This window comes from Pseudomonas sp. JL2 (genome assembly GCF_031570495.1).
GTDB classification, from domain to species: Bacteria; Pseudomonadota; Gammaproteobacteria; order Pseudomonadales; family Pseudomonadaceae; genus Aquipseudomonas; species Aquipseudomonas rhizophila.
The window spans coordinates 283,267-299,154 of record NZ_JAKUDH010000002.1 but is presented as its reverse complement, the minus strand read 5'-3'; the positions used below and the strand labels follow the sequence as shown (position 1 = coordinate 299,154).

Here is a 15,888-nt window from a genome sequence, read left to right as displayed (position 1 = left end):
GGCAGTGTTTTAGCGGGTGGCTTGTCAGTAGACATCCCGCCGGTACCGGCCCTGTTCGATCAAGCGCTCCACTGCCGCGGCGCCGAGCACGTCGTTGAGCACCTGATCCACGCCCGACGCCATGCCCTGCAAGCTGCCGCAGACATAGATCGCCGCACCATCGACCAGCCATTGCTTGAGCAGGGCCGAGGATTCGCGCAGGCGGTCCTGGACGTAGATTTTCTGTTCCTGATCCCGGGAAAACGCCAGGTCCAGGCGTTCCAGATCGCCGGAGGTCACCCATTCCTGTAACTCATCACGGCAGTGGAAATCATGCTCGCGCTGGCGCTCGCCGAACAGCAGCCAGTTGCGCTGCATGCCCTCGGCCACCCGCGCCTTGAGCAGGCTGCGCAGGCCGGCCAGACCGGTGCCGTTACCCAGCAATATCATGGGCACGCCTTGAGGCGGCAGATGGAAGCCGCTGTTACGGCGTACCCGCAGGCTGATGGCGCTGCCCAGCGGCGCATGTTCGGTGAGCCAACCGGAGCCGATACCCAGGTTGCCGTCGGCGTGACGTTCCTGGCGCACAATCAGTTCCAGCAGGCCATCGGCGGGAATCGAAGCGATGGAATATTCGCGCAGTGCCAGTGGCGCCAGGGCATCCACCAGGGCCTGGGCATGCATGCCCACCAGATGGGCGCGATTTTCCGGCAGTTGGCGGTTGGCCAGGGCCTGATCGAGGCGCTGGGGCAAGCCATCGACCTGCACGCGAGCAACGCCGGCGATGCCCAGGCCCTCCAGGAAATGGTCGATGGCCGACAGGTCATTGCGCGGCAGGATTTCCACCAGGTCACCGGCCAGCCAACTGCTCGGGCCGGGCGCGGTGAGGCCCAACAGATACACGCCTGAGCCGCTGCTCTCGGGGTTGAGCAAGGTGCGCTGGTGCAGGGTCCAGTTCTCGAAACTGGGCGCCTGCCAAGTGTCCAGCGGAGCCTGGCCGGTCAGTTCGGCCAATTGCTGTTGCCAGTGACGCAAGGCGTAAGGGTCGCAACTGTCGACTTCCACCGGAGCGAACAGGGTCTTGCCGCCGTGCTCCGACAGCCAGGTGTGCAGGCGTCGGGCGAAGCCGCAGAAGTTTTCGTATTGCCGATCGCCCAGGCCCAGCACCGAATACTGCAGGCGCTCCAGGCTCATGGCCCGACCCAACACGTTGCGCTCGAAACCCCGGGCGCTGTCCGGTCCTTCGCCGTCGCCAAAGGTGCTGACGACGAACAAGGCGTGGCTGCAATTGCTCAGCTCCTGCTCGCTGACACCGGCCAGCGGCTGGACCTTCACCGGCAAACCGGCAGCCTGGAGCTGGCCGGCGGTCTGCCAGGCCAGTTGCTCGGCGAAACCGCTCTGGCTGGCGAACCCGATCAGCCAGGCGGGCGCATCGCTGCGGTTGGCACCCAGCTCCTGGCGGGCATTCTTGATTTGGCGCTTCTTGCGGCGACGGTCCAGGTACAGCAACCAGCCGGTGATGAAGAACAGCGGCATGGTCAGCGCGGCGACCGTCACCAGGATCCGCCCGATCAGGCCGAAATAGCTGCCGATATGCAAGGCGTAGACGCTGGTCAGCAACTGCGCCTTGAGGCTCTTGTCGCTGTAGCGGCTGTGACCACTGATGACACCGGTGGCCGGGTCGAGGATGAGCTGGTTCAGCGCCCGGTCATGAGGCGAGTTTTTCAGCAGGTAGAACACCGTTGCCGGTTGCCCGGCCACCGGCGGCATGCGCACGTTGTAGGCGATCAGGCCAGGGCCCGCGGCGCTGTAGATGCTGCTCCACATGGCCCGATAATCGGCCACCGGCGGCGGGCCGCTCGGCGCTGGGCCGCGGTTGCGCACCCGTTCTTCTTCGGGGGAATCGGAGAGCAGGTGGGTCACGCCTTTGTTGTACCAATCGTAGGACCAGGTCAGGCCGGTCAGGGCCGCCAGCAGATAGAACGCCAGGCACCAGGTGCCCGCCACCGAGTGCAGGTCCCAGTTGAAGCTGCGGCCTTTTTTCGCCCAGTCGAGGGTCAGCCAGGCACGCCAGCTTTTCCATTGGCGTGGCCAGCGCAGGTACAGCCCGGACAGGCAGAAAAACACCAGGATCAGCGTGCAGGCACCGGTAATCTGTCGACCCACATCCTCCAAGGCCAGGACGCGATGCAGCCTGAGTATCAGAGCGAAGAGATCCTGGCCCACCACATCGCCCATGAATTGTGCGTTGTACGGGTTGAAATAGCGCATGGGCCCGCGCTTTTCCCCAGGCGGGGCGGCGAAAATTGCCCGTGCGGCGTGGCCGCTGTCGGTCTCGACCCAAAGCATGGCGACGGTTTTACCGGAAGCGGCCTCGATCTGTTGCACCAGCTCGGCAGGCGGCAGGACGCCTTCCGGTTGTTTCGGGACCATCAACACCTGGGGGTTCAACGCCCGCAGGATTTCGTCCTGAAACGACACCGCGGCACCGGTAATGCCCATAAACGCCAGGACCAGCCCGGCGCTGATGCCGAAAAACCAGTGCAACTGGAACAGGGTTTTCTTAAACACGTCACTCGCCTTTCAGTCATTGCTGTTCATCATGGCGCGCATGTTATCGAGAACCATTCATAAACACACATAAAAGCCACATGATTCAGACAAGCCTGAAGTCAATAGCATTGCGCTGATGGGCGCGTTTTGCGCTATTGCAAAAAAGCCCGTGACACAGTCACGGGCTTTCGGGTCCAGCGACCAGCGAATTACACGTAGAACGACTTCAGCGGCGGGAAGCCATTGAATTCCACCGCGCTGTAGCTGGTGGTGTAGGCACCGGTCGACAGCCAGTACAGACGGTCACCGATGGCCAGGTTCAGCGGTAAACCGTACTTGTAGTTTTCGTACATGATGTCGGCGCTGTCGCAAGTAGGGCCGGCGATGACCACTTCTTCCATCTCGCCTTTCTTCTCGGTCCAGATCGGGAACTTGATGGCTTCGTCCATGGTTTCGATCAGGCCGGAGAACTTGCCCACGTCCGTGTACACCCAGCGCTCGACGGCGGTACGGGATTTACGGGCCACCAGCACCACTTCGCTGACCAGGATGCCGGCGTTGGCGATCAGCGAACGGCCCGGCTCCAGGATGATCTCCGGCAGTTCGTCGCCGAAGTCTTCCTTGAGGAAACGGATGATTTCCTCTGCGTAGGTTTCCAGGCTGTTGGTGCGGGTGATGTAGTTGGCCGGGAAGCCACCGCCCATGTTGATCAGCTTCAACACGATGCCGTCTTCTTCTTTCAAGCGCTCGAAGATCACTTTGACCTTGGCGATGGCCGCGTCCCAGACGCTGATGTCACGCTGTTGCGAACCGACGTGGAAGGAAATGCCGTACGGCACCAGGCCCAGGTCGCGGGCCAGGATCAGCAGGTCCATGGCCATGTCGGTCTGGCAGCCGAACTTGCGCGACAGCGGCCAGTCAGCGGTGGTCGAGCCTTCGGTAAGAATGCGCACGTAGACTTTCGAGCCCGGCGCGGCCTTGGCGATGTTGCGCAGGTCGGCTTCGGAGTCGGTGGCATACAGGCGTACGCCCTTCTCGTAGAAGTAGCGGATGTCCCGGGATTTCTTGATGGTGTTGCCGTAGCTGATCTGATCCGGGCCTACGCCACGGCTCATGACTTTATCCAGTTCATAGATCGAAGCGATGTCGAAGTTCGAGCCTTTATCCTTGAGCAGGTCGATGATTTCCACTGCCGGGTTGGCCTTGACGGCGTAATAGACCTTGGCGAATTCGAAACCTGCGCGCAGGTCATCGTAGGCCTGGGAGATCATCGCGGTGTCGATCACCACGAACGGGGTTTCCTGCTTGTCGGCGAACGCCTTCATTTTCTGAAAGGTCTCGCGCGCGAAATAATCTTCGACCTGGATCGACATACTTGGGACTCCTACTGGCAAACATCAGGATCAATGGGTGTAAGGGCAAGCAGCCCTCGTGAACGTCCTCCGTATCCCCACTTTGGTTCGCCTACTTCCCAAGGCATGTCGCCGAAAGCAAAAAGGCCACGGGATGCTTGATTCCCTTGGCCTTGCTGTCTCGTCGTCAGTACTTGAGCCGGATGGATCGTTTCCAGCATGGACGTTCGGCGCGAACTTTAGGGCGTGAGGGGCCTGAGATCAACAAAAAATGTCGCGTTTTTGCACTCATTCGTCGTGCGGCCCGCGACAGCTCCTGATGTAACCGACCTGTGTGACAGTCAGATGTTCCTCGGCAATGCGACACAGGCCTCCAGGTTGGCCATTTGCACATGGCAGCTTGGAAGGGCGTTTCATGGCAGATCATTTGTTGACTGATTGGCGGCCGGTTATGAGGAAATCGTTTAAACAGATCTAAAAAACTGTAAGTGTCGACAGTGGGCGCGACGAAGCGATCATCGAATACTCAAGACTCCAGTTGTACTCGCCGCTGAATAAAACCGGTGTTGGGTTTATGCCGGGAACGCAGGTTATTAGGCGGGATTGCATAACTGATTGAGCTGAGCGATGAAAAGCTCTAGGAGAGAGTCATGCGCAAGCGTCGGGTCATACGGATATTAAACATTTCTTTGTTTCTCGGTTTTGTATCGGGCTCCAGCCTGTTGCAGGCAAGCCCTGGCACCGATACGGCCAAATTGATGGAGTACTGGTATCGATTGACCGCACGGGATTGTGGAAGTGGCAGGTTGGCGTCTGATTGCTCTGGCTTGATACTTCGAGGGATCGCCAGTAAACAGAGTTATTTGCCGTGGGATCCCAGTCCGTTATCGCAGAGCCTGGAAGCGGGGGGCACCGGTATAGCGGCCGGAGGTACATCGGTTTCATATTTAAGAAAAGATGTTGAGTACAATGGGCTGGGTATGCTCAGGTTCAATGGCTTTGCCTTGGTGCCCAATGATTTTGTGAATGAAAAGACGCAATTCAAAATCAAAGTATTGTGTGCCTTTCCTATTGATTCCTGGACGAATTATCGAAACAACAGCGGCTGCGGCGATTATCAGGAGAACGGGAACTCCCTCGGCGTTGTCGAGGACTATTGCCAGAAGCTGGGCATCAGCAATGCCAAGGCGTGGATGGAGCACTATGACCGTCAAACCCGAGACCCTGAAGCCACGAAAGCGCACAAGTTTCAATGCGGCTTTGATACCACGAGAGACTACTTCGGTACCTACAACAAGGCTGATGCATTCAATACGTTTGTCGAAGCACGAAAAATTTTGGCCAATGATCCTGAGGAAAAGGACGATGCGATCCATACCCAGTCGGAGCTGCGAATTGAAACCTGGCCACCTAATAAACACTGGAAAAGGGACTGGGGCAGTCAGGCACGGGTGAAGTTTGATGCGCCTGTCGCCAGTGACAGCGACTCAGCAAAAGCCACGTACCTGGAGCTCCCTATCGCTGCTTTTATTTATGAGAGTGGTATTGATTACATTGACAGAACTACAAAGACTTTTACGTCTCGTGAACTTGCTCGAGATGATCAGCGCCGATGGGTAGAGCAAGACAATACGTGGAAGCCGATCATAAAAATACAATTTCCGAACTCGATCGCTGAGGACGCGAAATTTGCTTACTATCCCGCCGATCAGCATGTTCAACCCCCGGTGGATAGTCGTTCCTGCGATAACTACATAGAAAAGATCGAGTGGGATAACAATTATGTAGAACCCGTATTGGGAAAAATTTCATCGCTTAAGGTCACGCCCACGGCCTGCGGAAGAAAAGCCGGCGTAGGGAAAACCAATGTCGTGCTGGCCGAGCTGGCGATCAAGGCTGCTGCCCTTGATCCGAATCGCAAGGACTGGAATTTCGATAACATGGGCAGCAGCATGCGCCGTCAGTTGGCCTGCCATCTTGACTCCCCCGATATCGCCGAGAATAAACCTACGTGGAGCCTTGAGCCCGCTCGTCCCTATGTGGCCCATGATGTGATTATTAAATTGCCGGGTGATAACCGGTGTAATCCTCATTGAAAGGGTCAGATCAGGCTGTTGACCCGACCGGGATACTCAGGGCGACGAACATGGCAACTCTCACGCTAAAAAAATCAGCAAAGCTGTTGATTCTACTGGGCAATCTTTGTGTTTTGCCGCTGTCCTTTAGCGAAGCGCTCGTGGCCACGAGCGTGCAATCAGGAGAAGCAACCGCAGCCGCCTTGACCCGTAACTACTACGACACCGCGGTCAACTGTGGCGCTGCCACGGCACCGGCTTTTTTATGCACGGGTGTCGTGGCACGCACGACCAACGCAGGAAACTTCGATCCTTGGGACCATAGCGAATTTTCCAGGACCAGCGGCGCGGTTTCATTTTCCTACCTGAGGGCCGACGCCAAGTTTGGTGGTGCGCCATGGGGCAACAACGAAGCCCGGCATGGCTATATTTTTTATCCCACCCTCCGGGCTCCGCAGGGAAAAATAAGGCCCTCGATCATCTGCTATTTTCCCTACGATGGCGCGACGATCTATCGCAGCAAACCGGGCGCCCGCGGTTGCCGTGACAGCATTACTCAGTTCGTCTATCCCCTGAGTAAACCCTGTAATGAACAGAATATTTTCACTGCCAGGGCCTGGCTGACCCATTTTCGAAGGGTCAGTTACGGAAATCCTGCCAGTTGCGCGTGGATGCTCAACGATGCGTTGAATGAGCAAGCCGTGGCTAACTTCAATGCGGGATTGCAAGTCAGAAAACTTGTTGAGCTTGAGGCAGGGGGCGCCGATTTTAATTTCAAGAATCACAACGAGCTTCGCATCGAAGCCTGGCCAGAAAAAAATCCGGCTGCGCTGCCCATCCAGGCGTTTTTCTGGATCACCGGCTCAAACGATCTGGAAGCCTCCCGAATCGACCAAAAAAAATATCATGAGCGCACCAACGGTCTTTTTATCCCCATCGTTCGCGTCACATTGCCTCCCAGCCCACAAGGTCATTTCAGTTTCCAATATGTGAGTGCGGACCAGGCGATCTCCCCGGTTATCCCGATGCCCGCTTTTGCTGCACCCACCATTCCCAAGGCTTACAGCACAGTCTCTGGCGACCGTCTGAACACTAAGGATATCTATAGAGATGAGTACCTCATCGTGCAATTGCCCACCGAAGCAATTGCCGCCTCCGATATCTTGAGCGTTCGGTGGGGAGGCCGGGTGCCATACAGCAGTCCGCCGGTCGCATACGGCGAGCTTCCCGCGAACAAACAGGTGCTGATTCCCCGCACTGAGGTCGTCGATAGCATCGGGCTCACCGTACCGGTGAGCTACACCATCAAGAAAAGCGGTGCCGGTGAAACCCTGGAGTCTGGGGTGCGGTTTCTGACCATCGATCCCCAGGCGCTGGTGCTTCCTGCACCCAGTTATGCCTCGGGGACAGTCACGGTCAACTCTCCAGCTCCGTCGGGCTCGACCCTGCGCGTACGTGTCGTGGGGGAAACCCTCCTTGATACGGCCCATCAGCTGGTTACGGCCGGTAAGCCCAACTCTTTCGTGCTTGACCCGACCTGGGTCTCGAAACACAAGGGAAAAACGGTGCTGATCAATTATTCGGTGTTTACCAAACTCAGCCCGCAGTGGTTGTTTTCCCAAGTGCTCCGGGTCCAGCTATAAACGTCAGGCCAACGCTGTCTCGGCTGGCGAAACAATACTGGTCTTACCCCCACGGGACTTGCCGGAGCTCAGGTACTCGGCAATCGATTCCTGGGTCACCTCCCCGAGGAATACCCGCTCGGCATCCATCACCGGCAGCCACGAACGGTTGAACTCGTACATGCGCGACAACAGGATCCGCAGGTGTTCGTCGTACGCCGCTGTGGCGTTGAATTCGCTCAGGTACTGCGAGCAGGCGCCGGTCTGACGGTGCAAGTCGCGGCGTCGTACAAAGCCCAGGGCCTTGTTCTCGGCGCAGGTCACCACCAGGTAGCGACGGTCATGTTCGTCCATCAACTCCAGCGCCTCGGCCACCGGTGTCTCGGGGCTGACCGATGGCGCATTGTCCGCCGCGTCTTCAGCGCGGACCAGCAACAAGCGCTTGAGTGTGCTGTCCTGGCCGACAAAGTTGCTCACGAACTCGTCGGCAGGATGCGCCAGCAGTGTGTCGGGGTGATCGAACTGGATCAGCTTGCCGGCGCGGAAGATCGCAATCTTGTCGCCCAGCTTGATGGCTTCGTCGATGTCGTGGCTGACCATGATCACGGTCTTGTTCAGCGCCCGTTGCATCTCGAAGAACTCGTTCTGGATCATCTCACGGTTGATCGGGTCCACTGCGCCGAAGGGTTCGTCCATCAGCAGCAGTGGCGCATCGGCCGCCAGTGCGCGGATCACGCCGATCCGTTGCTGCTGGCCACCCGACAGTTCACGGGGGTAGCGATGCAGGTACTGCTTGGGTTCGAGCTTGATCATGCTCATCAATTCGCGGGCGCGGTCGTGGCATTTCTGCTTGTCCCAGCCCAGCAGGCGCGGGACCACAGTGATGTTTTCCTCGATGGTCATGTTCGGGAACAGGCCGATCTGCTGGATCACATAGCCGATGTTGCGACGCAGGGTCACTTCGTCCAGGCCGGTGGTGTCTTCGCCGTTGATCAAGACCTTGCCCGAAGTGGGCGCGATCAGGCGGTTGATCATCTTCAGCGTGGTGCTTTTGCCACAGCCCGATGGCCCGAGGAACACGCAGATCTCGCCTTCGTTGACGGTCAGGCTCACCGAGTCCACGGCCTTGACGTCCTTGCCGTTGCTTTTGAAGGTTTTGCTGAGGTTTTGAAGTTCGATCATTTGAGGAGTCCTTTTGGGGTCAGCGAGCGTTGCAGCCATTGCAGAAGCAGGTCGGCGAAGATGGCCAGGAGACTGACCAGCACGGCGCCGACGATCAGCATCGACATGTCGCTGCGGCTGATGGAAGCGAGGATGAGTACGCCCAGGCCACCGGCACCGATGGTGGCGGCGATGGTCATGACACCGATGTTCATGACCACGGCGGTGCGCACGCCGGCCAGGATCACCGGTACGGCGATGGGCAGCTCGACCATGCGCAGGCGCTGGCCGAAGGTCATGCCGATGCCACGGGCGGCTTCGCGGATGCCCGGTTCCACGCCGGTCAGGGCCAGATAGGTGTTGCGCATGATCGGTAGCAGGGAATAGAGGAACACCGCGGTGATCGCCGGCATCGGCCCCAGGCCTTGGCCGAACGTGGAATAGACCGGCAGCAGCAGGCCGAACAAGGCGATCGACGGAATGGTCAGCAGTACCGTGGCGCTGGCCTGCAATGGGCCGGCGAGGGCCGGAAAGCGGGTCATGAAAATGCCCAGCGGCACGCCGACCACGATCGCCAGGGTCACGGCGATGCCCACCAGGGTGATGTGCTGCAAGGTCAGGTGCAGCACCAGCGGCCAGTCCAGATGGGAAAAGGCGTCAAGAAAATCCATGGCTTTTCCTCCAGGTCATTGGGTTGAGAGCAGGGAATGCTGGCGCAGGAAATCGGCGGCAACGGCGGAAGGGCTTTCGTGGTTGACGTCTACGCGGGCGTTGAGCTGGCGCATGGTTTCATCGTCAAACAGTTCGGCCAGGGGTTTGAGCTGCGCGGCCAGTTGTGGATTTGCATCCAGAGTCGTCTGGCGCACCACGGGCGCGGCGGTGTAGTCCGGGAAGTACTGCTTGTCGTCTTCCAGCAGTTTGAGTTTGAACGCGCTCAGACGTCCGTCGGTGGTGTACACCAGGCCGGCGAATACCTGGCCGTTGCGCAGGGCGGTGTAGACCAGACCCGCGTCCATTTGCCGGATGTTCTCGCGGGTCAGGTTCATGCCGTACAGCTCGACCATGCCATCCAGCCCGTCGGAACGGTTGGCGAACTCGGTGTCCAGGGCCACCAGATGATGTTCATCGGCCTCGGCCTGTAACACGGTGTTCAATTGGCTGATGGTGTTGATCTGTGGATATTGCTGCGCGATTTTTTCCGGCAAGGCCAGGGCATAGGTGTTACTGAATTTCGACGGCGTCAGCCAGGTCAGGCCTTTTTTGGCGTCGAGTTCTTTCACCCGGGCGTAGGACTGGGCGCTGTCGAGTTTCTCCGTGATGTGGTTGTAGGACACCAACGACACGCCGGTGTACTCCCAGAGCAGGTCCAGTTGTCCGCTCTCCTGGGCGCTGCGGGCCAGGTTGCTGCCAAGTCCGCCGGTGATTTGCGCGTCGTAGCCTTTGCCGCGTAGGTATTGGGCGGTGATTTCTGCCAGCAGCGTCTGCTCGGTGAACACTCGGGCGCCGAGGCGAATCAGCGGTTTTTCAGCGGCCTGGGCAAAACCTGCGAACAGCAGGACGCAGCCCAGTATCAAGCTCAACTTCTTCATAACGATTCCTTTATTGCAGCCGGGTCTATGCCGCTCGCAGACCGCGTTCCAGCCAGAGGCGGCTGGCCAGTGTCACCAGGCCGTCGAGCAGCAACGCCAGCAGGGCGGTGCATACCGCGCCGAGCAGCAGTTGCGGCTGATTGTTCAAGGCGATGCCGGGGAATATCAGGCTGCCAAGGCTGTTGGCGCCGATCAGGAACGCGAGTGGGGCGGTGCCGACGTTGATCGCCAGTGCCACCCGCACGCCACCGATGATGATCGGCACGGCGTTGGGCAACTCGACTTTCCACAGCACCTGGCGCGGGGTCATGCCGATGCCGACGGCGGCTTCCTTGAGGGAGCCCTGAACGTTTTTCAGGCCTTCATAGGTGTTACGCACGATGGGCAGCAGCGAGGCGAGGAACAGGGCGAAGATGGCGGGCCCGCTGCCGATACCCAGGAAGCCCAGGGCGATGGCCAGTACGGCCAGGGGCGGCACGGTGTTGCCGATGTTGAAGACTTGCATGAAGCGTTCGGCGCGCCCGACCATTGCGGGACGGCTGAGGGCGATGCCGGCGGGGATGCCCACGATCAGGGCCGCCAACATGGACGCCACAACGAGCATCAGGTGAGCTTGCAGGTAAAACAGTAAATCGTCGTGGTAACGCTCAATCGTATCGATACCGATCCAATAGACCAGCAGGGCCAGGAGAGCGACGACGATCGCGCCCCCTGTCAGCCCTTTGCCATAGCGGATAGCCACAGGCGGACTCCTTTGTATTTCAGTCGGCGCGCGCTTTCCCATGCGGCGAACCGTCAAGGTTGCCGGGAAAACGTTCGCGAGAAGCAGCTCTGTTCAGTGCCGGTAAAACGGCCTGTAAATTGAGCCATAAGCGCAGCCTCGTCAGGCTAACTTGCTGATTTTGCAGACCCTGACGAACAGCTGTATCAGGGTGGTGGACGTCTTCACACGGCGAAAGGTTCCCACGTCAGGGGGCATTTGGCCACCCCGGATGTGCCCAATGGTTCGGTTCCTGGCACAAGTTGAGCTATAATCGCCGCCCTTTTTTGAATCACCTGCCAGGCGATTTCCCATGACCAAACAGGCCGCCGAAGTCGCGAAACGCCGCACTTTCGCCATTATTTCCCACCCCGATGCCGGTAAGACCACCATCACCGAAAAGCTCTTGCTGATGGGCAAGGCGATTGCGGTAGCCGGCACGGTGAAATCTCGCAAGTCCGACCGCCATGCCACCTCCGACTGGATGGAAATGGAAAAACAGCGGGGTATTTCCATTACCACGTCGGTCATGCAGTTCCCGTATCGCGATCACATGATCAACCTGCTCGACACCCCGGGCCACGAAGACTTCTCCGAAGACACCTACCGCACCCTCACGGCGGTGGACTCGGCGCTGATGGTCCTCGACGGCGGTAAAGGCGTCGAGCCACGGACCATCGCCCTGATGGATGTCTGCCGTCTGCGGGACACGCCGATCGTCAGCTTCATCAACAAACTCGACCGTGACATCCGCGACCCGATCGAACTGCTCGACGAGATCGAAGCGGTCCTGAAGATCAAGGCCGCGCCGATCACCTGGCCGATCGGCTGCTATCGCGACTTCAAGGGCGTGTACCACCTGGCCGACGATTACATCATCGTCTACACCGCCGGGCATGGTCATGAACGCACCGAAACCAAAATCATCGAGAAGCTCGACTCCGACGAAGCCCGCGCCCACCTGGGCGACGAGTACGACCGTTTTGTCGAGCAACTGGAGCTGGTGCAAGGCGCCTGCCATGAGTTCGACCAGCAGGAATTCCTCGACGGCCAACTGACCCCGGTGTTCTTCGGTACGGCGTTGGGCAACTTCGGTGTCGACCATGTGCTCGACGCCGTTGTCGATTGGGCGCCGCGCCCGCTGGCCCGCGTCGCCAACGAGCGCACCGTGGAGCCGGTGGAAGAGAAGTTCACCGGCTTCGTGTTCAAGATCCAGGCGAACATGGACCCCAAGCACCGCGACCGCATCGCCTTCATGCGCATCTGCTCGGGCAAATACGAAAAAGGCATGAAGATGCGCCACGTGCGCACCGGCAAGGACGTACGCATCGGCGATGCCCTGACGTTCTTCTCCTCGGAACGCGAGCAACTGGAAGAAGCCTTTGCCGGTGACATCATCGGCCTGCATAACCACGGCACCATCCAGATCGGCGACACCTTCACCGAAGGCGAAGCCCTGGGTTTTACCGGCATCCCGCACTTCGCCCCGGAACTGTTCCGCCGCGTGCGCCTGAAAGACCCGCTCAAGTCCAAGCAACTGCGCCAGGGCCTCCAGCAACTGGCCGAGGAAGGCGCCACCCAGGTGTTCTTCCCGACCCGCAGCAACGACATCATCCTCGGCGCTGTCGGTGTGCTGCAGTTCGACGTCGTCGCCAGCCGTTTGAAGGAGGAATACAAGGTCGAGTGCTCCTACGAGCCGATCACCGTGTACTCCGCTCGTTGGGTCGAATGTGGCGACAAGAAGAAATTCGAAGAGTTTTCCAACAAGGCCGTGGAAAACCTCGCCTTGGATGGCGGCGGTCACCTGACCTACCTGGCCCCGACCCGGGTCAACCTGGCGCTGATGGAAGAGCGCTGGCCGGATGTGAACTTCCGTGCGACGCGTGAGCATCACTAAGCGCTGAGCTTTACACCCAGAACCCCGCACCGAAAGCTGCGGGGTTTTTTATTTCCACTTAACGACTGGGCACCACCAACCCCCGGTGGGAGCGAGCGTGCTCGCGATGGCGCAGTGTCAGTCAATCTCAAAGCTGCTGACCCACCGCCATCGCGAGCAGGCTCGCTCCCACACAGGAACTTCAGCGGGCAAAAAAATGTGTTCGGCACATATCACTCTGTGGGAGCAAAGCTTGCTCGCGATAGCGGTGGGTCAGCTTGCGGGGGTGTTGAATGTGCCTTCGCCATCGCGGGCAAGCCTTGCTCCCACAAGGTTTCTGGGGTGGGTTGGTAAGTAGGCTCAGTTCATAACCGTTCGGGATAAACGTTATGCGAAACCATTCTGTCAGCGGACGGCATTTCTGCCTGTACATAGGCGTCTTATCTGAGGAACCGACCGTTCAGGAGCAGCGTTTCTTGAACGCCGTCAGGCTTGGGCTTTAACCAGAGAAAAAAAGGAATCGGCTATGAACGCATTTCTACGCGCGATGATTTTGTTGAAGGTTTTGCTGATGCTGTCCCTCGGTTCGTCAGCGGCTTGGGCCGAGTGCGATGAGCATGAAAAACAAGCGGCGAACGGACACGTGGCGCAGGGCGAATTGATGCTTGCCGCCAATGAAGAACAGCAACCCGGCGATCAGGATGATGACGATTCGACGATTGATGATGACCCGGATGCCGATGATGGTGGTGAGGGTGATAGCCAGACGTAGGGTTCAGACAACAAAAAACCCCTGCTGCCCGATCCTATATTTGACCGGGCAGCAGGGGTTTTTCATGTTCGCAGATGCATTACGCGTGGCGAGGGAGCTTGCTCCCGCTGGGGCGCGAAGCGGCCCTGTTTTTCAGGACTGCTGCGCAGTCCATCGGGAGCAAGCTCCCTCGCCACAAGTGCTGTATTGCCTTTTGGTTTACGCCGCGCCGTCGAGGAATTGCTCGGCGTAGTGACAGGCCACCTGCCGGTTATCCAGCAACCGCAGGGCCGGTTCTTCGGTCTGGCAGCGCTCGGTCGCATACGGACAGCGCTTGTGGAAGGCGCAGCCGGACGGTGGGTCGAGCGGGTTGGGCAGTTCGCCGACGATCTTGATCTTCGGCTTGTTCGGGTCCGGGTGGATGGTCGGGGTGGCCGACAGCAGCGCCTGGGTGTACGGGTGCAGCGGACGGCTGTAGATGGACTCGTTAGGGCCCATTTCCACCGGACGGCCGAGATACATCACCATCACGTCGTCGGCCACGTGCTGCACCACCGCCAGGTTGTGGGAGATAAACACGTAAGCGGTGTTGAACTCCTGCTGCAGATCCATGAACAGGTTCAGCACCTGGGCCTGGATCGACACGTCCAGCGCCGATGTCGGTTCGTCCGCCACCAGCACCTTGGGTTGCAGCATCATGGCGCGGGCCAGGGCGATGCGCTGGCGTTGGCCGCCGGAGAACATGTGCGGGTAGCGCTGGTAATGCTCGGGGCGCAGGCCCACCTGCTTCATCATCGCCTGGACTTTCTCCCGCCGCTCGGTGGCCGACAGGTTGGTGTTGATGAGCAAGGGCTCGGCCAGTTGATCACCGACTTTCTGCCGAGGGTTGAGGGACGCGTACGGGCTCTGGAACACCATCTGCACGTCTTTGCGCAACTGCTTGCGCTCGGCCTTGTTCGCCCCGGCCACTTCCTGGCCGGCGATCTTCAGGGAGCCGGTGGACGGTTCCTCGATGAGCGTCAGGGCCCGGGCGAGGGTGGATTTGCCGCAACCGGATTCACCCACCACGGCGAGCGTCTTGCCGGCCTCCAGTTCGAACGACACACCGTTGAGGGCACGTACGGTGGCATGGCCCTTGAACATGCCACGGGACACTTCGTAATGACGGGTCAGGTCACGGGCGGTAAGTACGACGGCCATCACGCCACCTCCTGGTTCAACGGGTAGAAGCAGCGGACGAGGCTGGCGGCTTTCGGGTCAAGGTTGGGGCGCTGCTGACGGCAGTTGTCCTGCACATACGGGCAGCGCGGCGACAGCAGGCAGCCCTGCGGACGGTCGTAGCGACCGGGGACGATACCTGGCAGCGTCGCCAGGCGCTCGGCGCCCATGCTGTGTTCCGGAATCGCCGCCAGCAGTGCTTCGCTGTACGGGTGGGCCGGGATGTCGAACAGCTCCGGGACCTTGCCCACTTCCACCGCCTGGCCGGCGTACATCACGCACACGCGCTGGGCGGTTTCAGCCACCACGGCCAGGTCATGGGTGATCAGCACCAGACCCATGTTCTGCTCTTTCTGCAGGGCCAGCAGCAGGTCCATGATTTGCGCCTGAATGGTCACGTCGAGGGCGGTGGTCGGTTCGTCGGCGATCAACAGTTTCGGCTCGCCGGCAATGGCCATGGCAATCGCCACACGCTGGCTCATGCCGCCGGACAGTTGGTGCGGGTAGGCGTTCATGCGGCTGGCGGCGCCCGGGATTTCGACTTTCTCCAGCAGTTCGATGGCGCGCTGACGGGCGGCCTTGCCGGACATCTTCAGGTGCAGGCGCAGCACTTCTTCGATCTGGAAACCCACTGTGTAGCTGGGGTTGAGCGCGGTCATCGGGTCCTGGAACACCATCGCCAGGTCCTTGCCGACGATCTGCCGACGCTGGCGGTTGCTCAGCTTGAGCATGTTCTTGCCATCGAAGTTCAGCGCGTCGGCGGTGACGATGCCAGGGTGCTCGATCAGCCCCATCAGCGCCATCATGGTCACGGATTTACCCGAGCCTGATTCACCGACGATGGCCAGTACTTCACCCTTTTCCACGCTCAGGTCCAGGCCGTCGACCACCGGCACGGCGGTGGCGTCGCCGAAGCGAACGTTGAGATTCTTGATTTCTAGCAGTGACATGG

The 15,888-nt window shown here is 59.5% G+C and carries 12 protein-coding genes; 4 read left to right on the top strand and 8 right to left on the bottom strand.

From position 1 onward, the window contains the following. Window positions 1-24 precede the first annotated feature (24 nt). Both MKS85_RS05380 and MKS85_RS05375 read right to left on the bottom strand, forming a co-directional pair. Window positions 25-2,550, bottom strand: a complete 2,526-nt coding sequence (locus MKS85_RS05380; protein WP_139049126.1) for a sulfite reductase flavoprotein subunit alpha — start codon at window positions 2,548-2,550, stop codon at window positions 25-27. A 191-nt stretch (window positions 2,551-2,741) separates the two neighbouring features. Beyond that, window positions 2,742-3,905, bottom strand: a complete 1,164-nt coding sequence (locus MKS85_RS05375) for a type III PLP-dependent enzyme (RefSeq protein WP_047229038.1) — start codon at window positions 3,903-3,905, stop codon at window positions 2,742-2,744. Between the two features lie 629 nt (window positions 3,906-4,534). Between MKS85_RS05375 and MKS85_RS05370 the strand changes: the two genes are divergently transcribed. Together MKS85_RS05370 and MKS85_RS05365 are read left to right on the top strand one after the other, a co-directional pair. Continuing rightward, window positions 4,535-5,980, top strand: coding sequence for a DUF2599 domain-containing protein (locus tag MKS85_RS05370; RefSeq protein ID WP_188250986.1), 1,446 nt, complete (start codon window positions 4,535-4,537; stop codon window positions 5,978-5,980). Between the two features lie 50 nt (window positions 5,981-6,030). Continuing rightward, window positions 6,031-7,602, top strand: coding sequence for a hypothetical protein (locus MKS85_RS05365; RefSeq protein ID WP_188250985.1), 1,572 nt, complete (start codon window positions 6,031-6,033; stop codon window positions 7,600-7,602). Window positions 7,603-7,605: 3 nt separating this feature from the next. On the opposite strand, the gene MKS85_RS05360 is transcribed toward MKS85_RS05365, so the two are convergent. From MKS85_RS05360 to MKS85_RS05345, 4 genes are read right to left on the bottom strand one after another with little or no spacing between them, the layout of a single operon-like run. Further along, window positions 7,606-8,763, bottom strand: coding sequence for a betaine/proline/choline family ABC transporter ATP-binding protein (locus MKS85_RS05360; RefSeq protein ID WP_139049129.1), 1,158 nt, complete (start codon window positions 8,761-8,763; stop codon window positions 7,606-7,608). Further along, on the bottom strand, window positions 8,760-9,413 hold the full coding sequence (locus MKS85_RS05355) for an ABC transporter permease (RefSeq protein WP_139049130.1): 654 nt from the start codon (window positions 9,411-9,413) through the stop codon (window positions 8,760-8,762). Before MKS85_RS05355 ends, MKS85_RS05360 begins: the two co-directional genes overlap by 4 nt. A 15-nt stretch (window positions 9,414-9,428) precedes the next feature. Further along, window positions 9,429-10,331, bottom strand: a complete 903-nt coding sequence (locus tag MKS85_RS05350) for a glycine betaine ABC transporter substrate-binding protein (protein ID WP_188250984.1) — start codon at window positions 10,329-10,331, stop codon at window positions 9,429-9,431. A 25-nt stretch (window positions 10,332-10,356) separates the two neighbouring features. Next, complete coding sequence (locus MKS85_RS05345; RefSeq protein WP_223194354.1) at window positions 10,357-11,115, bottom strand: ABC transporter permease; 759 nt, start codon at window positions 11,113-11,115, stop codon at window positions 10,357-10,359. Between the two features lie 289 nt (window positions 11,116-11,404). On the opposite strand from MKS85_RS05345, the gene MKS85_RS05340 reads away from it, so the two are divergent. Next, complete coding sequence (locus MKS85_RS05340) at window positions 11,405-12,988, top strand: peptide chain release factor 3 (protein ID WP_047229034.1); 1,584 nt, start codon at window positions 11,405-11,407, stop codon at window positions 12,986-12,988. 505 nt (window positions 12,989-13,493) lie between these two features. Beyond that, window positions 13,494-13,739 carry a hypothetical protein gene (locus tag MKS85_RS05335; protein WP_139049135.1) on the top strand — a complete coding sequence of 82 codons (246 nt, stop codon included), beginning with the start codon at window positions 13,494-13,496 and terminating at the stop codon, window positions 13,737-13,739. Between the two features lie 198 nt (window positions 13,740-13,937). Here MKS85_RS05335 and MKS85_RS05330 read toward each other — a convergent pair whose 3' ends face one another. Further along, window positions 13,938-14,918: a peptide ABC transporter ATP-binding protein gene (locus tag MKS85_RS05330; RefSeq protein WP_047229032.1), complete on the bottom strand. Its 981-nt coding sequence runs from the start codon at window positions 14,916-14,918 to the stop codon at window positions 13,938-13,940. Then, window positions 14,918-15,886 (bottom strand): ABC transporter ATP-binding protein, encoded by a 969-nt coding sequence (locus MKS85_RS05325; protein WP_139049136.1) that lies wholly within the window; start codon window positions 15,884-15,886, stop codon window positions 14,918-14,920. The genes MKS85_RS05330 and MKS85_RS05325 overlap by 1 nt, the downstream gene beginning before the upstream one ends. Window positions 15,887-15,888 lie beyond the last annotated feature (2 nt).